Source organism: Pseudomonas fluorescens (genome assembly GCF_000968015.1).
GTDB lineage: Bacteria > Pseudomonadota > Gammaproteobacteria > Pseudomonadales > Pseudomonadaceae > Aquipseudomonas > Aquipseudomonas fluorescens_W.
The window spans coordinates 54,905-77,691 of record NZ_LACH01000039.1; the positions used below are offsets into that span (position 1 = coordinate 54,905).

Sequence of the window (22,787 nt, forward strand, 5' to 3'; positions counted from 1 at the left end):
CAGTACACCCGGTGATGAGAAAGACTCTATTCTTCCCTGGTTTATGTGATCGATCCCGTACCTAGTCGCGATCGAAGATCCAGGACCTTCACAAGAATCCTGACTTCGTGCCCCATTTCTTCCATAATTTTATCGGCTTCTTCCTCCAGCAAGGTTCTCAATTGCTCAAGGTTCATCATGGCGTGTGTGTCGGGGTGCTGCCATTGACGCGAAGACGCCACGGTGACCATCAGACAACCGGTTTTGCAACGGTCAGCTGCCATGTATTTGGTTAACAGCTGATCGCGCAACGTGCTCCGCAACACTGCACCGGACCAGCCTTGTTCACCGACCTTTAACTCAATAGTCGCTTCCTGGCCAGACGTTGAACGCATTCGGATGTCCGTCTCCTTTTCGTCGGCGGTCGCGCCCTCTTGATCAATGGTGTAAAGCCCGTTCGCAGTGTCCTTCAACCGCCGCGCAATTTCCCTGCGCATGAGTTTTTCGAGAGTGATATTCGCCCAAGCTTCACGCGGCGACGCATCCTGCAGCAGGAGATCATCAATATCGTCCAACCTGTCCTGCATCAAGGCAAACATTTCATCTCGCGTCTTGGGAGGGGTTTCGCCGATGTTATCCAAAAGCGAAATTTCGTCCTCAGTCATCTCAGCCTTGTCCATTTCCTCCGCTGCCTTCTGCTTGGCCAAGAGTGCAAGCCTGTCTCTGAAATGCGCAAAGAGCGGATCGACCACCAATTCCATTTTAGCGGCCCAGGCCTCGGGGCCTGTTAGCGTGAGCACAGCACTTAGGAGCGTATTACGCGCCTGCTGCGCATCGTCTCGCGGTGTAGGCGTGTACGACCCCTCTCTCCGCAAATCATCGCTGGGACGGACATGCTGATAGGCAAGTCTCAATAACCGTACGCGTTGACTGATGGTGAAACGCTCGAAACCCAGATCAAAAGGCCATCCGCTCCATCGGCCTCCAAACACACTGGAAAAAAAGTCGACCCCGGGTCCCTCGGCCGCCGGGACTATTTGTAGAAGAAGTCGTGTCAATTCGAGGGTAGCCGCTTCAGGGTCCAAGGCGAAAAGTGCAGACAGCCACAGGTGAACGAACACTGGTACGGTGGCCAACTGCAGTTTTTCCAAAACAGTAGCGCGAAGCACGTCTCGGTCGTTGCCGATGCTGTGGTCCATGAGTATCGTCAAGACCGTCTTTGGCCGCCCCCAAACACCAAGACCACTGTCGTCGGTCTCGGTTGGCTGTGTATAGGTGCTCAACCAGATTTGCAAATCAGGAATGAAGAGCTGAGTGACACCAGTCGATGAGTTTTTGATGACGTTTAATGACCAGGGATAATCACCAAGATCGGCAGTTCTATCGAGCTCCCACCGCAACTGCACGCGAATAATGCTCTGGACGACATCAGGAAACGAGTGTGCGAGTTGCTCTATCCAGCCGGGACAGCCCTGATATTCCAGTGGAATATAATGTGCAGCAATTCGTGCCTGTGCTTCGCTGATTCTTACTGCCCAATTCGGATCTTCGGCATCCGCCCACAACGCCGTCAGTCCAAGTTGCCAACGAACCTGAACAACTTGGACTTCGTCTTGCGGTCGATCCATGGGTAAGGTCGGACATTGTGTCGGCCATAGCGTACGCATCCTGGCGTGCAAATGATTGGTAACCGAGGTGCCAAAGTGCTGTTCCAGAAAACGTCTGTCCCAGCCAGACGTCTGGTTTGATCCAGAGGCTCTCTCCATGAGGTCCCACAGCTCTTTCAACGTACGCGCGCCGATAGAGGAGTCCAACACCTCCTCTGGATCGTTGATCAGTCGCTGCCAAAAGTCTATCCAGTACTGACGGTCGACTTCGGCACGTTGTTCTGCAGCGCGCTTGCGTTGCGCATCGCGCGCCTCAAACGTCATTTCTTGTACCGATTTCGGTCGTGGCAGTAATGCTTCATCTATCTGTGCCAACAGTATCGAGTTGTCACCTACCCTGGGTCTCAGCGTTTCTACATGGTTCGCCCATTCCAGAGTGGGGTCAGCTGCGTATCGAATGGACGCTTCTAACATCAGTTGGCGCTTGTCGAGAGCTCGCGTGCTATCAGATAGGGCTTCAAGAATCCAGGCCGAGTCCTGAGCGTGATTGAGGTATATGGCACCAAACGAATTCAAGGCGAATAGCCGCTGCCACGGATCGTTTTGAAATTTCAGTCGTTGCCGCAGGTTGTCTTCGCAGGAAAAAACAAGCGCTCTTATTTGCGAGGGAGCACTGGCAAACAGCGATCCGATCGTTTTGAAGTACTCGCCACGAAGATGAAGCGATGAGGCTAACGCCATGGCGAGAACGAGTCCTTCGACCACCTCTTGAGTACCCTGCCCCAAGGTAGAGAGCCGCAGGCCTGTAATCGCAAGCATTGGAATCAGATCAGGACGGGACACGTAGATGTGGTGTTTTTCTTCTGACCAAGCCACGCTTTCATCGAGCAGTGCCGAGATCGCATCAAACAGCCGCCGGAGTTCATCGTCGCTGAGGCTGGCGTCCTGTATCGTTCGTGTCAAATAGCCCATTCGCCCTCTTTCCGGATTCGTCGGCACCGGTAGGCTGGCTAGCAATTGCACCAGCACTTCGGGCCCCACATAGACAGGGAAAAGCTCGATTACGGCTCCACGAATGAGCCGTTCTGGCCAGCGTTCAGAGTGTGCCTGCATCTCTTGCACGAGCGTTGATAACTGAGGATCAGCCAACTGCACGAGGGCATCGATCGCTGTCAGGCGTTCGTCGTCTTCAACAGAAGGATCCATGGCGATCGCAAACACGTGGTCACTGCACTCATGCATACCTGCGTACGCAACGAGCTGAAGTAGCAACTGCCGAACTTCCGGATTCTCAATCCTCCGTTCCAGCATCTCCTTGACGGTTGAAGATAAATCTAGCGAAGCGAAACGGCTGATCTGTAGCGACGGTATTTTCAGCCCGCGCCAGCCCCCATCGCCGAACCGAGAGACAAATGCTCGAAGCGCCTCAACTCGCTGTCTCGGGCTTAGAGATTCTGGATCACCCTCAGAGAGCAGAACTTCCGGCTCTCGATTTCGGACTTCTTCGAAAATGCTGGAGCTTGAATGTGCTAACCACCCGGCTATTGGTCGCATGGATGGTTTGATAATTTTGATCGTCTGCGCTGTCTCAGCGAACAACAGGCGCTTCACGGCCTTGATCGACATGCCTTTGGATAAGCGATCTGCGAGACGATAAGCCGCCAGGTACTCAACCACTGATCGGTGGTGAAACCGAACGCGGCCATAGCTCGCAAACCCAAAAATGCTGCGCTCCAAAAGTGTCTGAATTTCTTTGGCGCTCCAGTCGCTCAGTACGCGCCCAGGGTCTAATGCAATTGACTGCGGGTTGGCCTCTAAATCGGATTCCGTGTTGTGACGAATCGTCAACTTACGAGCCAGGAGCGCTGCGAGAGCAAGTCGGCTAGCGCCCTCCAATGCACGCTCAGGCGATATTTCACCAAGTTCAGAACGACCCGTGCGTGCTTTTAGTTTCACCTCGACGTTCTGCTGAACCTGCTCCCGGTGGGTTCGGATGCTTTTTGAGGCCCGCCAGTCAGCGCAGAGCTCGATCAGGTCTTGCGGACGCCTGGCAAAATCCTGAGCATTTTTATTGCGAATTGAAGCGACAAAATTATCGATATCCGTCACGTGCCGAGTGGCGGCCATCTCTCGAATTTGCGAGTCAGAAAGTGGTAGTAACCTGACGACGAGAAGCTCTGCTGCGCTCTCTTCTTCATCTGTCGACTCTGTCTGCTTACCTTGGCCTGATGCGATCTCAGCAAATCGTTCGGCGCTTGGCGCATCCGCCACTTCGGGGCTGCCCTGGTACGGGAAATATTGACGGATGAGATGCTGATCCACGGGAATCGGCCGAGTCGTAACGACGACACGTACCCTCTCCAGATTCCCTTGGAACTCTTTGCTCAGCTTGTTCAATGCCTGCTTGAAAGTACCCAGCGTGAGCTGAAGCTCGTCAATCGAGTCCAAAAAAAATGTCGCGACGTCCGACTGGCTGGTCTGCCAAGCATGAAGTCGGGTTTCTTCTTCGCGGGACAGGAGATCCACAAACGGTGACACCGCCAGAACTGATAATTCCAGGAAAAACGCCGGCTCGCCTCGCTCCCAGAGCAGCCGATGTTGAGCCTGGCACTCGAACGTTTTGCCTGTTCCGGCCTCAGAGACAATCAAAACACGCATCGACTTCAGCAGCTCATTCCAGTCGATGGCTGAAGCAAAGCCAAGCTGGTCGCGCTCCATCAGACTCTCAAGATCTAAGGCTTTTTCTTGAGAGAGGGGGCCAAAGGAGCGTTTGATGCGTGAGGATCGCGTGGTGGTTGAGCTCATGAGGAAAGCGCCGAGGGACGAAGTAGCGCTTTTGTAATCCATTTTTCAAGCGGTGTCTGCAAAGTTGTAGGCGTTATTACAGCCTCAGGCACTTCCCATTCTCTTAGCTATGCGGTGTAAGCGTCGCGCGCCTCAGGCCCTCTCCGGATTAGGCTCCGAAGCGTCATCGGCAACATCCATTTGCAAGATTATAGATGACTAGTTTAAGCCATATGGATGCCGCAAGCCAATACGCGGATGCCAATATTGTCCCTCCAGGAGCCCGTCATGGATACGTTTCAAACGATTCGCGAACGCCGTTCAGTCAAGCACTATGATCCAACACACCGCCTCTCTCCCGAAGAAGGGAATCTGTTGATCGATCTGGCACTCGAATCACCATCATCCTTCAACGCACAGCATTGGCGCTTGGTGGATGTGAAAGACCCAGCCATTCGCGCAAAAATCCGTGTCGCAGCTTTTGACCAAGAGCAGGTGACAGATGCATCGCTGCTCTACGTCATCTGCGCAGACATCAAAGCGTGGGATAAAGACCCGTCCCGATACTGGGAAAAAGCACCTGCCAACGTTCGGGATGTCATAGTTCCAATGACGAGATCCTTCTATGAAGGACGTGAGCAACTGCAACGCGATGAGGCGATTCGCTCTGCAACTTTCCTTGCTCAAACGCTGCTGCTCGCGTCCACGGCGATGGGCTATGACTCCTGCGTACTGATCGGCTTTGATGCGGACGAAGTGGCCAAAATCATCAGCTTGCCGGAAGATAACCTGATCTCCATTTTGCTCGTGGTTGGCAAAGGCACCAAGGCGCCCTGGCCAAAACCTAGCGCAATCCCAAAATCTGAATTCATTTTCAGAGACGGATTTTCAGTCACCAAAGCGGCGTCTGAAGTAGCCGAAAGCCCAAGTGAAGTGGGTATCGGAGCAGGTTTTTGGACAAGTATGTGAATACGTTGAGGTACCGCCCGTAACCTCCCAGCGCACACTGCCCCCTATCAGATTCAACTCAACGACTAGCCGCTCTCGAATAGGAAAGGCTCGATGTAAGTCGTTACTGTTTGAGCAATATCGTGTCGAGAAAAAGGTACTGGGCTGCAGGTGGTGGGCGGGTACCGGATGAAGAACCACCAGGAGATTAGGTGCGACAGCACCAAACGGGGCATCAACACAGCGCTTCAAACATTAGCTTGGAATGACGAGGTACCACGCTCATGATCCAATGCTTTTTGTGACTGACCATCAGGCGATGAAATCGTACAAGGATGAAAAACATGTTTGAAAGGCTAAAATCAGACGACTCTGAGGTCGTCGACTTGCTCCTCACCCAAGCCTTGGTTGAAAGAGAACTTGATCGGGCAACGTTTCTGCAAACCAATGGCGTACTTGAACATTTCTCGCCTGGCAACGACCTGATCACGCTCGGAGATACCGCAACCGACGTCTATTTCCTGCTCACCGGCAAGGTAAGAATCAGCATCGGTAAGCGCGTCATTGTGGAATCGTATGCGGCCGGAAATCATATCGGCGAACTGGCAGCGCTCCAGGTCACCAACCGATCGACAACCGTCACGGCCCTGGATGACGTAGTCGCGTTAAAGATCACCAAATCCATCTTCAAGCAGTTCTTAAGAGACTTTCCGACCGCCGCCAACGCCCTGGCTCAAGAGCTGGCCAAACGATTGGTGATACGCAACGCCAATATTGCCAAGCCGAATCCTAAGCATCGTATTTTCGCCATCTCGTCGGCAGAGGCACTCAAGGTCGCGTTGGGTGGGACGGCTTACTTTCTTCACGACAACCAGTTTGAGTATGCGCCCTGGCCTTCTGCTGATGTCTTCCAGATCTCAAGCTACCCCCTGGATGACCTCGAAGATGAGTTGGAACGCGCCGACTTTGCTATTGCGATTGCTCAGGCTGATGACATCGTGCACTCGCGAGACCAGCAAGCCATGGTGCCGAGAGACAATGTCCTTTTTGAATTGGGCCTGTTCATGGGACGCCTGGGACGCAAACGAACAATTTTGATGGTGCCGAAAGGCAAGAATGTAAAGCTCCCCAGTGACCTTGGCGGCCTAACGATCATTTACTACCCGAGTGAGATGACGAAACCTGAAGAACTCGCTATTTGGGAGCAAATCAAAAGTCATTTCAGGACGTTGATTCAATGAATGCCGACGAACAGAAAAAAGTGCGTGACGCGGCAATCGCCGGACTTGATCAAGCTATCAAGACTTGGGGCAAGGTTAGGCAGGTGATGTTGGAGAACTACGGCATGGAGAGCCGGGGCATTCCTGTGATGGACTCGGCCACAGCGAGCAACATCCCTGGGCATCCCTTCGTCGATTATGGCAAACCCGAGGCTACGGAGTTCGTGGCCATGGTTGTCGACATGCGTAACTCCACAGACAGACTGCAGAATCTTCAGCGCTTTGAGGGCATAGAAGATGGCTTTCAGCGGGTGTACTACGAAACCTCTGCCCTCCTCCCAGCGCTCGCGACAACTGCACTGCTTAAGGGAGGCCATGTGACCGAATACCTTGGCGATGGCGCCTTGATCTTATTCAAGGTGGACACCGACGATCGCGGACAAACTGTCAAGGATGCCTACCGAGCTGCTTCGGATTGCGTGACCACTTCTCGCGGCATCGTCAACGAACTGTTGAGCAACCGATTCAGGCTGCCTGCGCTAAACATTGGGGCTGGTCTTTCGATGAGCCACGCAATTGTCACACTGGTAGGTACGCGCGACTTCATGCAGGCAAAAGCGATTGGCACCTGCGTTTGGGAGGCGACCAAGCTGAGTTCAGGGGTCAATGCGGTTCATGTTTCACAGAAAATGCGGGACGGTTGGCCTACTGGGAAAGTGGGTACTATTTCCTTCTCAAAATTAAATAATTTGCCTCCGAAGCTGACTGGATTTTCGGTATCGGAGCGTTAATTACATCGCTGTGCCGGATCGAGCACTCAGGCCTTGGGCGCGAAATGGGCAAATGGGGCATGAGTGCTTTTCTGGAACCGAAGACATTGATCACATACGACCCGTTGAAATGACCGGGCCCAAATCGCTCCTGATATTCAGGAGCGATTCGAATGATTGCTCGGGTTTGAAGTTGGCCGTCCATGTTGTCGAACGCCATGCGTGGAAACCGCTCAATGCTCGCCCTGCTTCAAGTGATTGTGATCAAAGACCCAGATCCTTACTCAAGTGGTCCTCTTTCATTTCATCAATGGCATGACCGTTTTTCATAAGGTGCCACTGCAGATGGTAAGCAATGTGCGTTTTCAAACGAGATCTTATTTCCACGTAATTGTCAGTGAGTCCCACGTCGGCGTCGTGATGACGCAGCACTTTTCGTAAAATCTGGGCGCCCAGTAACCCTATATGCGAAGCATGCAGCCGCACGAGAGGATCCAGGCCAGGTGCACTCTTGTAGCTGTCGACTGCCTCTTGAATCAACCGCTCGAATGCAGGCGCATCGAAGAGTTTTTGTACCAATCGCCAGACTTGAAACTCGAGTTCACTGCGCATTTTCACCCCAATCGCCTGCGTCCAGTCGCGACCGCAAATGGGCTATCGCCAGACGGAAATGAATTCACGTGGGCTTGCCTTGCTTAACCTGATCGTTCAAACAGCACGAGACGAATCGGCATCAGTTTGAATCTTGACTAAGAGCACCGTACGTACTTTTCGTTTCCCCTATCCAGCGTTCAACCTCAGCTTTTGCGTCAAATATTTCCGAGTCAAATGGCATCAGTCCTTGGAGAAGCTTGAGCGCAGACCATGCCTCGAAATCGTGAAAGGGGTTCAGGCCGATTACGTTGCCTAAACTCAAATCCACAGCGGACACGTCTGACGCAATCTTGGCAAACAGGTTGCTCGCCCGGTTCAAATCCCATTCTGAAATAAATAGAAGCAGCGATGAGAATGCCAGGAGCGGTCGAGCCCCCTTCACGGATACGCCTGCATCGCTTTTCGATGTGGCCGAAGCTACTGGAGCGTAATTCCTGCAGATGAACGTCGCCAAGACTTGGGCGCGTTGATATTCATGCTGTAACGATGACGGATCGAAAACTGCCTTACCTTGATACTCAACCGCCAGTTTCTCAATTCTTGGCGCGGTTCCATGCATCCAGACACGCTTTTCCAGAAGCGCATCCAACAGTGCATGATGTCGACGCGTTACCGCTTCTCGCGCTGTAGTGGCTAGATCGAATCCAGGAATTTCGATGATTGCCTTGCTCAAAACGATGGCTTCGGAAGCTTTATTCCAGGGGCCCGCGCGCATTCTTTGAAGTGATTCGATCCATTTGGGAGCACGAGGATCCAGGATGACAACAAAGCGCGAGGTCACTTTCCTTTGGAAATACCACTCTCGCATCGCACGAATGTCACGCTGCCCTAAAACGCCCAGCTGAATCCCTCGACAAACTAGTTCGCGGATCGCCTTGGAGACACCGTCTTTAGCTGACGAAAACTGAACCAGGTTTTCTGGTATGTGGTCCGCAGGAACGTTGCCGGCAAAGTCGCAAAATGGGTGGTGGCCATCAGCACCGCTGCTTTTTTGAAAACGAAAATAGGCTTGGCGGATCTCCTGACCTGTCTCTTTGGAATTTGAGGCTCTCACCACCTCAGCGCCGCGGCAAAAACACGCGGGGCATTCAATATCATCCCAAATGAAGGTTTTCCAATCATCCGGAATGGGTGTGGACTTGCCTGGAGTTGGTTGCTGTGTACGCTGTGCCAGGTCTTCCAACAATTGGTTAACATCCAGTTCGATTTCGCGTGACGCTGAGAATGCAGTGATTGGCACGAATAACCCCGTCGGTGTAAAGGGAAGACTTAGTGGAGAAACAGGGCCAAGTCCCTGTTGATTGAAAACATGACGACCCACGCCGGAAACGAATGATGATGCAGTTGAACGTCAAGCCGGTGTGGGTAGGCTCTCGGGCGCGCTTGCGTCCGGTGAAGCAATCGTGCCGACAGCGTTCATGCGGGAAGCTGTACGCCACACTGTCGACTGTTCTTGATCAATCGCGACGTTATCGAACACCCCCAGACTCACCATGTGTTCATGCCATTGAATTTCTCACCTTCGGACTCCAGGGGCACACATCAAACTATCCGCAATTCAACGGACTGGTCAGTTGATCACGGGCCAAAGCCTCTATAAGGCTTCGGCTTAGGCCGAGGCGGTGGTGGGGCAAGCGTTGTGTGATCCAACCATTGTTTCAGCCCTCCTACCGACTGGAATTCTAAAAACTCTAACGTATTGCTATCTGGGTTATCGATCAGCAGTTCGATATCACCGCCCTCCTGTCCTTCAAGTTCAAGCAGCCAGTTGGTGTACTGCTCGAAAGCGTCGAACTCTGCACCTACTGTCCCTTGTAGAAATGCTTTAGCTAACAACTCCGCCCTTACCCGTGTTTCAAGGTCCGGAACGTCCCAATGAAGCCCACTGCTCATGCCAAAAATCTCACAATTACAGATTTCTGGATAATACTGATTGAAGTTCAAAATCCTTTGCTCGTGCATTTCCGACCAGGCGACAAAATGGCATTCCAAACTCAATTGGCGCCACAGCTCCGCCGTGTCCAGCGCTTGGCACAAATGCAGGCGTCGATTCTTTTTGCACTCGTCCTTCAGGTGGATTTTTTCATACTTAAATTCGACCAGAACAAATCTCGTGCTATTGGTGAAAATGTAATCTGCACCAAGAATTGAGTCCTGACCGTCCATCGAACATCGGGTTACCGCTCGCCCATTGTCGACAGCCACCCTGTTCAAATAGTTGAAAAAAGCATCAATCAACGATTGTTCTTTCCGCCTTCTCATACACCCCTCAATACACAACCAATATCATCTGATTTCAAAAAATGGAGGCCTAAAGCGGGCCATCCCAACCTTCTGTTCGGGCCAATTCGGTAGAAACGCGCCCTGGTTCATAACTCCTGGAACGACCAACCCGCCGAAGTCAAAATCTGCCGTCTCGTCTCGCTGGGAGACCCCTCCCCCAAAGTGCTCCGTCGCATGGCCAGACACAGCATATGATACAACGCGCTTTTAGCCAGTTCTGACGCTTCACCAAACCGCTTCAGCGCGATCTTTTGTTGCAAGCCAGCAGCAACGTCACCCAGTTGTTCCTCGCTCAATCCCATCTTGCCGTAAAACGGCGTGGCGATCGCACCCGGGCTGATTGCATTGACGCGAATACCACGAGGAGCGAGTTCGGCACCCAGGGTACGTACCAGTGAACGTGCTGCCGCTTTTGTAGCGGCGAGAATCGACAACCCGGGCATGCCTATGGTGTTCAGGAAGGACGTGGTTACGATGATGCTGCCGCCAGCAGGAATGAGCGGAGCGGTTTTTTGGATCGTGAAAAAAGTGCCGTTGAAATTTAAAGCCAGGTTGTCTTCGACGTACTCTGGAGTAATCGCCTCCAACGGAGCAACTGTGCTGGCGCCGCATTGGCAAATACGATATCGATATGGCCGAATTTTAAACGCGCTTCTTCGACTGCACGTTCAATGTCCGCCACTTTGCGCACATCAGCCTGGATAAGCGTTGCTTGGCCATCCAGTTCACGACCTGCTGCCTCCAGTCGATCAGCGTTAGAGCGGACGATCACCACCTCTGCGCCTTCAGCTCGAAAAAGCTTGGCCGTTTCCAAACCGATACCCGATGTAACACCCGTGATGAAAGCCACTTTGTTTTTCAGTTTCATTTCGTATCTCCTGTCGAGTAACCAACGCACGGATGCGCGCCCAATGTTGCAATCATCGCCTTCCAAATCTGCTAGAAGCGGAGCAGCGATGTTGCTGTGGGGAAATCATTCTTGCGGCAAGGGATTTGGATAATCCGGCAAGCACGGGTTACACCTTCCCGAAAATCGATTAAATGACAATCGCGTCGTAGCTCTCGACAGCCGCGCATAGGTGATCAAGCTAGAGGTGGTAGCAGCGAATCGTGTCGAATGGCAGTGCAAGCGCTATCGGCACTCAGTCTTGCTGGTCATCGGAGATCCGACAAAACGCATATAGATGATGAGATGAGACCGAATGTCCGTTTTAAGTGTGTGGATTAGATTAATTTGATAAGCTTTAATCATTATGGTCTGTTGCTGCCGCGCGGAGCCGCAGCGCCAGGTTGATAGGAGAGACTGTTGAAATGAGGAAATCGAAAGCAGAGACGGCAGAAACACGGAAGCGGATCGTGAACGTCGCGTCCCAAGTGTTCAAATGCAACGGCATCAATGCCACCGGTGTGTCAGAAATAATGGCCGCAGCAGGACTGACGCATGGCGGTTTTTATCGCCATTTTGAGTCGAAAGAGCAACTCGTTGCCGAAGCCTGTGCTGTGAGTATGGAAGAACTGGTGGGTGCCGCGGAAATCGCCGTTGATGGCGGCGATGAGACGTTCTTGCAGCACATCCAAGACTTTCTTTCTGCGGAATATCGTGACGATCGTTTGGGCGGTTGCCCTTTGGTTGCCATGGGTAGCGAACTGGCACGCGCAGACGCAGATACTCGTCGCGCCGCGTCATCGGGGTTTGAGGGTTTGATCGAACTCATGGCTAAACGTAGCCGTTACAAAGATCCTGAGTCGGCAAAGGCTGATGCGATTTTTACGCTTTCGTCCATGATTGGGGCCGTCACAATGTCGCGAATTGTCGATGATCCGGAGCTTTCCAATCTCATCCTTGAATCGACAAAGACACGTCTACTTGAACTGTCATCAGGTCCTAAAATCAAACGTGTCAAAGCAAAGGCAGCATGATCGGTTTAGCGCTTGGGGTATCAGATCGCGATCCTGCCAGTGCGGGTGTTCAACCTGCCCTTTGCTTACCTCTATAGGCTCCAAAACAAGGTTTTTTTGCTGGTTCTCTCCTTTTGTCGGCCCTGTACAGTTGAGGGCGCGGTCAAGCCGGGCATAAGCCCGAAGGAACGATGGCTGCAACCAACCTCAACAACCTTCGAAGCCTAAGCGAGGACCCCTCTCTCCAATCGACCGATTAAATCCAGGACTGCTGCTGTTTCGACTCTCGTCCCCAACATCTCAAGAGGACGTTTCGAATCAAGCCCTGGCACCAGTGAATCCATCCATTTGTTGGCCGCTTCGGCGTCGTCCTCGAATAAGGCAATGGCCTCCTGATAGACGATGACCAATGCAATCAATCGATCGCTTTCCGAGGCGTTAAAACGGCCAGCTTTCGCTCGGTTACGCAACTTTGCCGTCGATACCTGGATTGCTTTTGTCACACTCTCGCTATCCACCTGGAGCTCATTCGCTATCCGGTCGAGAATTGTGAACGGTAGCCCGCGGTGAATGTGGGCAAACAATTCGGTGCCCCGAGAGGGCAGCTTGAGGCTTGTCCAAATGTCTTCAGATGTTTGCGATCCAGGTTGGTAATCTCTAATTGATGAAAGCACCTACGTCTCCTTATCGGTCCAATTGCAAACACAACGACCTAGTAGCTGGACACTCGATAGGAGTATCAAGCAAATGCCTCGTCTGGCCCAGTCTGATGGCTAGCGAGCCCTATGCCGGACTGCGCGTGGATTCACTTTGATCCTGGTGATATAGACTTCATTGTTTGCAGCTCTCAACCAAAGAAGAAGGCATCCAATAAAGGCACTGAAAATCATGCTCAATGAACTGGAACTGACAGGACGCACACGAACACACATACCCCTGAAGAAAGACGACAAATGCCGTAGATAGCCCGGCGTGAGATTTCTTTGATCACCATCAATGTAAAACCGTCTACCGCGAGCAGATCAGTCAGCACCGGCACCAGGGTCTTCTGCTCGACGTCGGTTCGACACTCGGGAGAAAGGACGTAGGCAATCAGGTCGATGAAGCGCTGTCGTGAGCACATCATTGCCCCACAGTGCTTGAGTACGGTGGAGTTTGCGTAGTCGTTGTTCCGAACGAAATGTTGCTCAACGTCGCGGTAAAGCGTGTTGAAGAAGTGGCCTTCAGGCCCGGACATGCCCCCAATTTGGACGCAGTATTTCAAGCCCATCCAAAGGTGGAATCTCGCCAAAAAGCGGATTTACCGAGTCCAGGGCTCCGAGAATTGCACGTCTGGTGATATCAGAGATGCGATGATCTTCAGGAGTCATCAGCTCGCTGACAAAGTCCTGCAAGTCGGCGTCACCGATTTCAGCCAGGACATTTTTTGCCACAGCGATCAGGTCATTGAGGCTGTGATCTCGTAAACGAGAGCGAACGCATGTCCGCTTACTACGATAGGCCTCTTCCTCGGTGCCAGACTCAAGACCAAGCTTGGCGCATAGCGCGGGTAGGTCGTACGCTTTAACGCTGTGAAGAGAGGCGGCAATTGAGTCCCGGATCTCCTCCAAACTTATGTTTTTTGCGTACGCCACTGTTCACCCTCACAGATAATCAATTACGCGGCAACGCCCTTAAGGCTAGCCCCATTGGGGTAAATTTTTACCTTTAAAGCCATCCAGGTACCTCAGGTCGTTCGCCGAAAAAACCGAAAATAGCTTACCTACACGCAATCGGATGCATCAGATCGGGGTTACTGACTCCACCGTGATGTATTTGTACTTCTTCTTAAAGGTCTTTTTGGCATCCATTTCTGCGACGATTTTGCTGAGGCTACTGGTGTCGTAGTGGACGACTTCATAATCGCCCTCAAATACATTCGACACATGCAGGGTAACCCGCAGCTTCGAAGATACAGCTTTTGCAGAGGCCGCAGGCTTGCGTTCGGGATTCACCTTGGGTACAGCGGTAGGATCAGGGTGGCCCGACGGCGTAGAGATTTGAATAGTATTCGTTGCTCCGAAGAGCGCCCGACGCATCTCCTCTTCACTCAACTGTGTAGTCATTCTTTTTTAACTCCTCATTACGGCAGTTGGATGGAGCCTTCTCCACAGTAAGTACTCCATTGCAAGCATGCCCTTGATAGAAGCTTACTCGAATTCAAAATGCCGAATCAAAAATATTAATGAGCTCCTCATTTTCCGCGACGACCGAATTCATATTAATTCGCTCGATAGCAGCCATTATTACCATTAACAAAAACAACACCACTGCGAAAAACGGGATGGGCTTATCCATATAAAATGGCGCTTTATCACTAAATGTAGTCAGCCCCAACAGTGAGATTATGCTAACCATGATTACGAGAAAATCACTTCTCTGCTTGTATTTCACATTTGCGCCCTTTAGCGCCGCCTTGTATTTTTTTATATCGGTTTTAGATATAACTTTAGCATCAAAATCGTTTTTTACGATGCTGGAATATTTATTAATCATTACTTGTTCGGCCATAATGATACCCGACAAATATTTCTTGCTTCGTATTAGTCGGCTCCATAATCCGTAGAGGGTCATCAGAATGGTCTCAAGGTGAGATTTGCGTTCTACCAAGTAATCACTCCGAAGCTTATTAAAATAATTGACTGTCCCGTTCCCGGTTGTTTTGTTACTCACGAAATTATCCTTTATTTTAGATCAATCTATACACAACATCAGGCCCCGCCCCGCCCCTCATCATGAAGGTCTGGTACATCAATGATGCGACATTCCTAGACAAGATCAATGATGACTGCGCGAAGCCTTCGATATTCAATGCCTATTGTCCGCAGCCAGCACAACGATCACTTAGTTACTAGCCTACGACTGAGCAGCTGCAGATAGGTTATCGATGGAGCCTTTGTTTAAGCCTTGTTCATGAGGCTGGGGCAAGAGTTGCTCAAGCCCTACGCCTTCTTGTGGCAGACAGTTGCCCTCATTCCACAGATCGTGGACTTCCTGGTGGAGTTCAGGTAACCACGAAGTCACCGCCTGGTTGTCACCTGCGTAAAGGATCGGCAATGGCCTGTGGCGACCGATAGTTAGCAGCTTTCGGTAGAGCCAGATCGCCGGGTACAGCTGGGTCTTATGCTTCGAGTTGTAACGCAGCGGTATTGAAACACCCTCGGGGTCCAGATCTCCGAAGTATTCCGCTCCGTCACCGTCAACCTCCCTGATGACTTCATCCAGCGCGGTTCCAGTCGACGTGATGGCGCTACCCGCGCCATATACGACGGCCGCGTAACGATGTGCGGTGTCGTTCCATTCGCCAAGGCTGAAGAATGTGTGATGGTTCTCTACGACCAACACCGGCCGCCCAGGTTTACCAGGCTGCTGTCGGTAGGGCAAGGGAAGGTCCACCCCTCTGGCACCAATTGCTGACAAAGCAAGCCTGCCGCCAAAAAGTGAATTGGATCGCACCCTGCCATCGAGGTATTTCTCATCCCCAAACATCTCAAGCGATCGCTCGCGCAACGGCACCATCATAAAGCGCCCCTTGCGGCGGATGAGCCATTCGTTGATGACCTTGGCAGTGACCTTTTCGCTTTCCGTCAGTTGCATCCAGAACCCCAGTACCGGCATCCAGGAAACGGCTGTCCAGTTTGGCTTCATCACCGAGATCGTTTCAACGATGACGGTGATAAACATGGGCATGGCCGGATTGCCAATACGCTCGAAACTGCGGGGAGAAGGAAGTCTCAGGATGCCTTGCTCATCGCCAGCCCTAAGGGCCTCCATGAGTAACCTATCGCGATTGGGATGCTGTTGGAGTTCTGGATGGTGTTCTATCCAGAGGCTCCTTAATTTCAGCAGCTCTATGCGCTTCTTACGGCTACCGCGCAGCGCTTCAAAAAAAGCAATGTTCATCAATTTGTACCTGCTCTTTGCACCGCCGTGTTAAAGGTTGCAGTCGCCATCTGAATGTGAGACCGGCCACTTTTCACGCCCTCCTTGCGCAGTCGGATCACCCGCTGAAAACCGGCAAGAATATTCACATCTTTCATGGCTGTGAAAAAAATCAACTGCACACCAATGGCCTCGGCCAGCATGATCTGGACATCAATCAACGCCCGAGTCTGTACCTTGGCAAACGGGTTATCAAGAATGAGGGGACAACCGCCTCCGCGTTTAGTGACGGCCTGATGGGTACGTCGCAACTGGCTCATCATCAGGTACATGAACATGGCGATGACCACCCCTTGGCCGCCGGACTTTTTCAGCCGCCCGGCATCCTGGTACTGGTGATCGGCATTCTGTTCCATTTGCAGTAATTGCAAGCCGAACGCGCGTTGTGGGGAAAGATTGATCATGCCAGCCGCGACCAAATCCGCGCCATGTTCAGGAATGACCTTAGTCTCGATCAGCGTGTTCAAGTAATGCCGAATAGAAGCCTTCCCAATTTCCGTCGAAACACCTGTAATCGGGTGGCGCATCTTCATGATGACTTTTCCACCGACATAGGGGGCACCTTTTGGCACCATGACCTCGCAAGCTTTCTTCAGGACACTCATGCCCTCTTCTACCAACTGATGCACTTCGCCCACGCAATTTTCAAAATCAGGCAGCATGCCGTCCAGCTCAGACTGAGAGGCTTCCGTACGCTCAACTATGAGCAGCATCAGTCGCTCAAAATCGCTGCAGGTGGTTTCAAAGGAGTTGCTCGACAGCTCGTGCGCAAGACCCGGATCAACGTCCTGCACCGCCTTTGACTTCACCACATCCGTAAACCCATCGAAGTGCGACTGAGCCAATTTTCGGGCTTCTTCCAGACCGACGCTTTGCTGCTTATAGCGGTCGAGCACCGCCATCACTTGCGCTTCACCGTCACCTTCAAGCTCAATAAAGTCAGGAGCGGCAGCTTCATGAGGAACCGCAGAAGTGAGCATTTTCTTATGCTTGTTCAGCACATCGACGTTCTTCTTGCTTTGAGCACGCCCCTGCGATGCTCTCTCGGCTTCTTGCTGATCGGAAACCAGAGTTTTCTCAAGCTGATCCGTATTGTCCTGGACCATCACGATGTGATGCGCAAGTTCATCATCGCTGAGTGATAGGACATCGTCAGAGGGTTGAGGGGGTTCAACCTTGGCGAAGAAGGCATCTCTGTCGCTGCTGGCCACCGCATGTGCATTCGATGATGATACAAATGCCTGTTCGTACAAACCGACTTGCGTTATCTGGGCCGTGCGTTCATGTGCCAGATCGAGGCTTAGCAGGTTGATCACGGCCTCTTCGCGCAGATCGGAAAATTCAAACCTGTACTCCTCGCGGGACGTGGCTTCCGCTTTACGCAACTGCTCAAGGGCTATCCGGCGAACGCCCAATCGCTGAGATTCCTCAGTATCAAATACGGCTTTGTCGGAATCGTAAGTCTTGATCAATGCCTGCAGATCGAAACCAGATTCAAGAGCTGTTCGATAATCGAAGCTGGGATCGAAAATCTCGGTGAGGTCTTTGCGATTCAGCAACTGCTGGGCGCTTCCCGCAAGATCGAACTGCAATTGCCTCGAGTGGGCGATGATCTTTGCTTTCGAATCGATCAGTTGCTCAAGGCCTTCATTTTCTGTATCCGCTTCTTCCAGAGACGCTTGCACTGATGCCAACTGTTGCTTCCATTGCGCAAGCGGCTGTTCATACTCGCGCAAATAACGCTCCAGTCGCTGGACCCTGCTGGCCTGGTTGGCGATTTCACTTGGAATTGGATCTATCTCTTTCTCAAGTCCCTTCGCACGCTCTAGCACTTCAGCAGCTTCTTCCAGGCACCCTGCCTGCATTCTCGTGAACGCCTGTTCTTCCTCGTAGTGAGTCTGAATGCTTCGCTCAAGCTCCGCGATTCGCACGGCGCCGAAGCGCTCTTGATAGTCCTTGAGTTTGTTGGCCGCATCACGAGCGTCGTTGCGGCGCTGAATGTGTGCGTCGCGCGTACCTGAGATTTCAGCGATTCGTCGTTCAAAACCGATCAGCGCGGCAGCCGCGGCCTCCTGGTTATAGGCAGAGTCGTCTTCCGCCGATATCACGACCCGATCGAATGCCGCGACGGCCGCATCAACGGTGGCGAGGGCGACAGTTACCGGGGCACTCAGGGAGAAGTCAGCACCCGCAACAATCTTGCATGATTTCTCCCACTCTTCGGAGCCCACGCAGACGCCGAGAAACCGGGCGGGGTCGGAGTCGACCAGTCGACGGGCCTCTTCAGCATCGGGGACAACATTGGCAATGTAGGAATTGGTTGCTCGCGCAGAATGAATGCCGGCAGTCCGAAGTAACCGGACAACTTGATCGACGTCATCACTTTGGCCCGCAAGTTCGGATTCTTCGATGGACTGCTTAGCGCGCTCGAGGTTGGCTAGGCGAATGTCCCGCTCCAGCACTTCACGGTCCATGGATTGGATAAATTCGTAAACGGTGCCCAGCAGAGTCAGGGAATCAGGGTCACATAGCTCAGCTTCGACCACCGAACACAGCAACCGATTTTGCTGAAGGTCTTCTTGAAGGGTTCTGACATCACCGACTTCTCTGTTCAGATTTTCTCGGATGTGCGCTTCCGCTTGAGCCCGCAATCCATGCTGCGTCGCCTGGTCACGAAGAAGGTCGACGTGTTGTAGGTAGCCCGTTCGTTCAGCGCGCAAGGTGTCGAGGCGATTTTGCGCCTGGGCAATGGCCGCCGTGATTCTTTCGATCGCAGCAGCGGCATCATGATCGAACGCACCAAGTACCCCGTCGTCCAGCAAGCTGGTGCGTTGTATCTCGGCATTATCGATGCCGGCCCCGACTTTTGCCTCCTCTTGCTGAAGCGCCCTGATGGATAAGCTCAACGTTTTAATGTGGGCCTTGGCTTGCGTTACTGCCTCAGCAGCCGCCAGCTCAACATTTTTCTCCGCCAAGCGTTTGTCGTCGTTCTGCTTCAGTAAAATATCGATAGCGCCACGAAGCAGCGCGCCCTGTCTTTCGAGTGCTTCTTTGATAGGGCGCAAGCCCTCAACTTCTTCTGCCAGCGACCGCTCCTCAATGAGAACCTGCTCATGAGCGCTGGTGATCTTCTTGTACGAAATGGCACCATTGAGATGCCTCAGACGCAATTGAGCCGCGTCCTTACCAGCCGTGGCCTCTTCAAACGCCGCTGCAGTGCGATCCACACGGCGCGTGTGCTGCAAAGCACGCATTGAAAGCGTGGACGCGCGCTGATGTACCAGTTGCGCCTGGTTTTCCAAAATGCGTGAGTTGAGGGTGTCGATCAAGTCACCAAAATTAGTGACCTGCTTTTCTTCACTTAAACGAACCAGCTCCATGGCGGCGGCCAGTCCCGAGGCACGGCGTAATAACCCGGTTCGCGCTTCAAGTGCAAGCTCAAAAGCTTTAGAAGATTCACCCAGGGGCTTCATGGACGACAGGATTCTGGCCAACTGTACAAGCCGCGCCTCAAGGCGAGGCTTATTCTGGTATTTGTCCGCCACATTCACCACGGTGTTGCGCACCGTTTGAGCGCGCTCGGGATCCATCGTAAGTGCCATGAGCTTACGAACCAGATCCTCTTCATCCTTGAAAGTCAGGAAGCCGCTTTCCAGGCCACCCTCCTGCCCATTGAATTGACGCTGCATGACCAGAAGATCGAGATCCAGCAGTCGTGTGGTGGCAAGATGGGTGGTCCAATCGTGTTGATGGCGAGTGTGGTAAAAGTCTTCAGGACACTTCCTGTACATTTGAGTCAGCCATTGGTTGAGCTCCGCCATCGTGCTCACCCCCGGCACACCCAGCGTGTTGATGCCGGGTGCCGGGATATCTTCAAAGGTGATGCCGTGGTGGGATTCGAACGCGAAAAATACCCGATCGATGTCGTTACCACGTTCAATGACATCGCGCGTTGCAACAGCTTGACCAATAACCAACTTGTAGTCCTTGCCCCCCGGCAAACGTGATGGCATTGACCACTCGATGATGATGAAAGATGGCTTGCCGTCTTTGTAGAAATAATCATTGAACTGATGGTTGGGGTTCTGCATGTGCTGAATGAACAGATCCCGCCGCGGCTCAAAAATGCTGAACACGTACGACAGTAATGAGGTTTTGCCGCCGGTGTTCTCCAGGTTGACGATGGCATTAACCGCCTCGTGCGTATCCGGCGCAGTGAAGTCGAGCAAGGTCTGGTCGTACCAGGCCGTGGCGGTACCGTAGCGGCAAACATGCATTCGGGTGATTTTTTGCATACAAAATCCTCAGGCCGTTGCGCCGGAACGCACATAGTCAAATAGTCGCGGTAGCGTCCGTTCACGCAACTGAATACGCAGTCGATGGGTGGCGGTAAATTCAACCGCTTCGCCCTCATCCTGAGCCCCCACGTTATTCACCAGCCCGTACTCAATCAGGTAGTTGAGTGCCATGCGCACCAGTCCTTCAATCGAGTTGGGTGACGCGCGATCGGCTTGGGGGATCGAAACCGGCAGGCTGTGAATGTAGCTCCAGCCTGGTCGCAGCTCCTCTCGGGAATAATCATTGGAATCTTCGAGTGCACTCATGCGCCCGGACAAACCCGTCAAGGTGTCCCTGAACATGGCCAGCGTCGCCGGCATTGGAAACCGACTGTCATCTTCAATCAGAGCGGTCGTTGGATAAAACACCGCGCAGATGGCCAAGAAGCTCAGCGCCAGCGCCACGCGTTGGTCTTCAGACAGGATTTTGCGAAGATCGCCAAGTCGTATGGAAAAGCGGCTTTCCTTACGTGCCGGGGCGATGATCAAGCCTCGCTCGCTGACATCCAGCACCATCAATTCCATTCCTTCAGCAATTTCCGCGAGGACCTGCTGCAGTTCTGGGCTGGCGCGGTACCGAGCCAATAGCTCGCGATACTCCACGTCATTGGCCGGGGTCGCACTTAGATTGAGTGCCCGATAAATCAGACGTGCAGCGGCGCTGTTCTGGTTATCCAATTGAACCTCCTAGACCTTTGTCTTGACGTCGAACCTGAGGTTATCGCCTCGGACCACCCGGGTTTCATATTCACCATCGAGCACGGCATGGTGGTTTTCAAATTCTGATTCGCTGTCGGGGAAGCTGCGATAAAGGCAGAACGCAATGCACTGTTGTTCAATCGCACTGAAGCCTTCGTGTGTTCCCGCATCGATCAGTTCATCAATCCGCCAAGAGCGGTTTTCTTCAAATTTTGCGGATAGCCATTGAGAAATTTTGACGACCAACTGATCTGGAAACGGATCTGGCCAGATCTGGAACGGCTCGAACTCGTCGTCATCCTCGTCATCCTCGTCATCATTTGCGTCTTTGGTTAACTGACGTCGCTCCATCAGGATGCTGAGCAGGTTCGATAAATCAGGTGTTTTGGGAAACACGGCCGGGAACAAACTGACAATGAGATCTTCGGCCGCCTGAGCCAACTGCGCTCCTGGGCGGATCATTGCTTGCGGAAGAAGATGTGTCTCAAGATCAGGAATGCCGGAAGATTTTCGGGCTCGAAACGCGGCTGTCTGAGCCTCGATGAAACGCCCTTCGGCGCTGCTAACTTCAAGCTGCAGCCGGGCTCTTACGGTGCCGGCCTTCGACAACAAGTCATGCAGGCTTGAAAGCTCTTGCTTGCTCTTGATGTTTTCGACTTCACCCATCTTGTTGCGAATCGCCATGAGCAACCGCCCCTCTTCTTCTTGACGGGCTTTGACGTGTTGGCGAGAGTCGTCTAACTGAGGCTTGATGTCCGTACTCCACCTCACCGTTCCCGGCGCGCGGATTGCCTGAACGATTTGCCCATGAATGTGTTGCCGATGCTCAATGGACAGCACCATGGCGCGCCTGGCGAACTCCGCGGCCTGCTCAAAACGCCCCCTTTCGATCAGGATCTGCATCATCTTTTCCATAAGAATCTGCTGATCTTCAACATCCACATTCAGCATGCCGATCAGAAGCAGATAACCCTCTGGTGAGGGGCGATACCGATAGACATCATCAAGATCCGGCTCAAGAGTCACCAGGCGAAAGCGGTACACGAGGGTTTGCAGTGTGGGCGCGTGAAAGTAGGTGAATTCGAATTCTTTGTAGTTCTCCGCTTTATTGCTCAAACAGCCAATCACGACATCGGCTGCCTTTGCACACGCTGAGCTGGATTTTTCTGGCCGGATCCGACAGATCAGTGAATTCACATAGGTGTGCACATCCGCCATGCTGTACCCCGCGCCGACAGCAGATCCCTCCATCATGAAATTGAGGGTGGCCATGCACAGGTAGTGGGTGTCCAGCCCATCAAACAGAGGCTCTCCATCCTCGTCTTGATGGAAATTACGAGTCGCATGAAGCTGATTCATTGGTTCCAGCAACCGCTGATTTCGCAGCTGAGGCGATAAGTCGATCAACTCGCTCTTGGGCTCGCCCAGCGAATCGGATGCATCGGGCAGCTGTTCGTTTGGCATGGAGTTCTAATCTGCTCAGCAATGAGATCAATATTATTCCTAATGCTCATCATTTTGATAGCAATGCCAGAATTCTATTGATGATCGTGTAACATGACAATCCCCTTCATCACAAAAAGTTCGACCATGCTTGAACACCTCAGTCAGCCACAACGAGACCGC

17 protein-coding genes and 1 pseudogene are annotated in these 22,787 nt (G+C 52.5%); 4 read left to right on the forward strand and 14 right to left on the reverse strand.

Features of this window, described 5'->3' with window-relative positions; all coding sequences use genetic code 11:
* Positions 1-41: 41 nt before the first annotated feature.
* The gene (locus VD17_RS18035; RefSeq protein ID WP_185753176.1) at positions 42-4,391 is read right to left on the reverse strand and encodes an ATP-binding protein; all 4,350 of its coding nucleotides are present in this window, start codon (positions 4,389-4,391) and stop codon (positions 42-44) included.
* 267 nt (positions 4,392-4,658) lie between these two features.
* Here VD17_RS18035 and VD17_RS18040 point away from each other — a divergent pair, with 267 nt between their 5' ends.
* The 3 genes from VD17_RS18040 to VD17_RS18050 all read left to right on the forward strand — a co-directional run bounded on the left by VD17_RS18040 (position 4,659) and on the right by VD17_RS18050 (position 7,329).
* Entirely contained in the window at positions 4,659-5,339 is a 681-nt protein-coding gene (locus tag VD17_RS18040; RefSeq protein WP_080932027.1) for a nitroreductase family protein, read from the forward strand.
* 323 nt (positions 5,340-5,662) lie between these two features.
* Complete coding sequence (locus VD17_RS18045) at positions 5,663-6,559, forward strand: TIR domain-containing protein (RefSeq protein ID WP_052962707.1); 897 nt, start codon at positions 5,663-5,665, stop codon at positions 6,557-6,559.
* Positions 6,556-7,329: a hypothetical protein gene (locus VD17_RS18050; protein WP_046054960.1), complete on the forward strand. Its 774-nt coding sequence runs from the start codon at positions 6,556-6,558 to the stop codon at positions 7,327-7,329. The genes VD17_RS18045 and VD17_RS18050 overlap by 4 nt, the downstream gene beginning before the upstream one ends.
* A 243-nt stretch (positions 7,330-7,572) precedes the next feature.
* Here VD17_RS18050 and VD17_RS18055 read toward each other — a convergent pair whose 3' ends face one another.
* From VD17_RS18055 to VD17_RS32650, 4 genes and pseudogenes are all read right to left on the reverse strand, one after another.
* Complete coding sequence (locus tag VD17_RS18055; protein WP_046054961.1) at positions 7,573-7,920, reverse strand: hypothetical protein; 348 nt, start codon at positions 7,918-7,920, stop codon at positions 7,573-7,575.
* Between the two features lie 121 nt (positions 7,921-8,041).
* Entirely contained in the window at positions 8,042-9,202 is a 1,161-nt protein-coding gene (locus tag VD17_RS18060; RefSeq protein WP_046054962.1) for a hypothetical protein, read from the reverse strand.
* Positions 9,203-9,540: 338 nt separating this feature from the next.
* Entirely contained in the window at positions 9,541-10,200 is a 660-nt protein-coding gene (locus tag VD17_RS18065; protein WP_185753177.1) for a hypothetical protein, read from the reverse strand.
* Positions 10,201-10,331: 131 nt separating this feature from the next.
* Positions 10,332-11,113 (reverse strand): annotated as a pseudogene (locus VD17_RS32650) (SDR family oxidoreductase).
* A 488-nt stretch (positions 11,114-11,601) separates the two neighbouring features.
* Here VD17_RS32650 and VD17_RS18075 point away from each other — a divergent pair.
* On the forward strand, positions 11,602-12,165 hold the full coding sequence (locus tag VD17_RS18075) for a TetR/AcrR family transcriptional regulator (protein WP_221174440.1): 564 nt from the start codon (positions 11,602-11,604) through the stop codon (positions 12,163-12,165).
* Positions 12,166-12,368: 203 nt separating this feature from the next.
* On the opposite strand, the gene parS is transcribed toward VD17_RS18075, so the two are convergent.
* The 9 genes from parS to VD17_RS32245 all read right to left on the reverse strand — a co-directional run bounded on the left by parS (position 12,369) and on the right by VD17_RS32245 (position 22,625).
* The gene (parS, locus tag VD17_RS18080) at positions 12,369-12,818 is read right to left on the reverse strand and encodes a type II RES/Xre toxin-antitoxin system antitoxin (protein WP_046054965.1); all 450 of its coding nucleotides are present in this window, start codon (positions 12,816-12,818) and stop codon (positions 12,369-12,371) included.
* Between the two features lie 218 nt (positions 12,819-13,036).
* Positions 13,037-13,381 carry a hypothetical protein gene (locus VD17_RS31245; RefSeq protein ID WP_052962709.1) on the reverse strand — a complete coding sequence of 115 codons (345 nt, stop codon included), beginning with the start codon at positions 13,379-13,381 and terminating at the stop codon, positions 13,037-13,039.
* The gene (locus VD17_RS32240; RefSeq protein WP_185753178.1) at positions 13,368-13,778 is read right to left on the reverse strand and encodes a hypothetical protein; all 411 of its coding nucleotides are present in this window, start codon (positions 13,776-13,778) and stop codon (positions 13,368-13,370) included. Before VD17_RS32240 ends, VD17_RS31245 begins: the two co-directional genes overlap by 14 nt.
* 147 nt (positions 13,779-13,925) lie before the next feature.
* Complete coding sequence (locus tag VD17_RS18090; protein ID WP_046054966.1) at positions 13,926-14,249, reverse strand: hypothetical protein; 324 nt, start codon at positions 14,247-14,249, stop codon at positions 13,926-13,928.
* Positions 14,250-14,343: 94 nt separating this feature from the next.
* Entirely contained in the window at positions 14,344-14,856 is a 513-nt protein-coding gene (locus tag VD17_RS18095) for a hypothetical protein (protein WP_046054967.1), read from the reverse strand.
* 183 nt (positions 14,857-15,039) lie between these two features.
* Entirely contained in the window at positions 15,040-16,086 is a 1,047-nt protein-coding gene (locus VD17_RS18100) for a Wadjet anti-phage system protein JetD domain-containing protein (protein WP_046054968.1), read from the reverse strand.
* The gene (locus VD17_RS32655; protein ID WP_259674572.1) at positions 16,086-20,420 is read right to left on the reverse strand and encodes a hypothetical protein; all 4,335 of its coding nucleotides are present in this window, start codon (positions 20,418-20,420) and stop codon (positions 16,086-16,088) included. Before VD17_RS32655 ends, VD17_RS18100 begins: the two co-directional genes overlap by 1 nt.
* Positions 20,421-20,429: 9 nt before the next feature.
* Positions 20,430-21,140 carry a hypothetical protein gene (locus VD17_RS18110; protein WP_046054969.1) on the reverse strand — a complete coding sequence of 237 codons (711 nt, stop codon included), beginning with the start codon at positions 21,138-21,140 and terminating at the stop codon, positions 20,430-20,432.
* Positions 21,141-21,149: 9 nt separating this feature from the next.
* Entirely contained in the window at positions 21,150-22,625 is a 1,476-nt protein-coding gene (locus VD17_RS32245; protein ID WP_185753179.1) for a hypothetical protein, read from the reverse strand.
* Between the last annotated feature and the right edge of the window lie 162 nt (positions 22,626-22,787).

Bases quoted from the DNA above. Each gene is read 5' to 3' on its own strand.
- VD17_RS18040 (WP_080932027.1), top strand. From the start codon at position 4,659: ATGGATACGTTTCAAACGATTCGCGAACGCCGTTCAGTCAAGCACTAT.
- VD17_RS18055 (WP_046054961.1), bottom strand. From the start codon at position 7,920: ATGCGCAGTGAACTCGAGTTTCAAGTCTGGCGATTGGTACAAAAACTC.
- VD17_RS18050 (WP_046054960.1), top strand. From the start codon at position 6,556: ATGAATGCCGACGAACAGAAAAAAGTGCGTGACGCGGCAATCGCCGGA.
- VD17_RS18035 (WP_185753176.1), bottom strand. From the start codon at position 4,391: ATGAGCTCAACCACCACGCGATCCTCACGCATCAAACGCTCCTTTGGC.
- VD17_RS18090 (WP_046054966.1), bottom strand. From the start codon at position 14,249: ATGACTACACAGTTGAGTGAAGAGGAGATGCGTCGGGCGCTCTTCGGA.
- VD17_RS32245 (WP_185753179.1), bottom strand. From the start codon at position 22,625: ATGCCAAACGAACAGCTGCCCGATGCATCCGATTCGCTGGGCGAGCCC.
- VD17_RS32655 (WP_259674572.1), bottom strand. From the start codon at position 20,420: ATGCAAAAAATCACCCGAATGCATGTTTGCCGCTACGGTACCGCCACG.
- VD17_RS18100 (WP_046054968.1), bottom strand. From the start codon at position 16,086: ATGAACATTGCTTTTTTTGAAGCGCTGCGCGGTAGCCGTAAGAAGCGC.
- VD17_RS31245 (WP_052962709.1), bottom strand. From the start codon at position 13,381: ATGTCCGGGCCTGAAGGCCACTTCTTCAACACGCTTTACCGCGACGTT.
- VD17_RS18045 (WP_052962707.1), top strand. From the start codon at position 5,663: ATGTTTGAAAGGCTAAAATCAGACGACTCTGAGGTCGTCGACTTGCTC.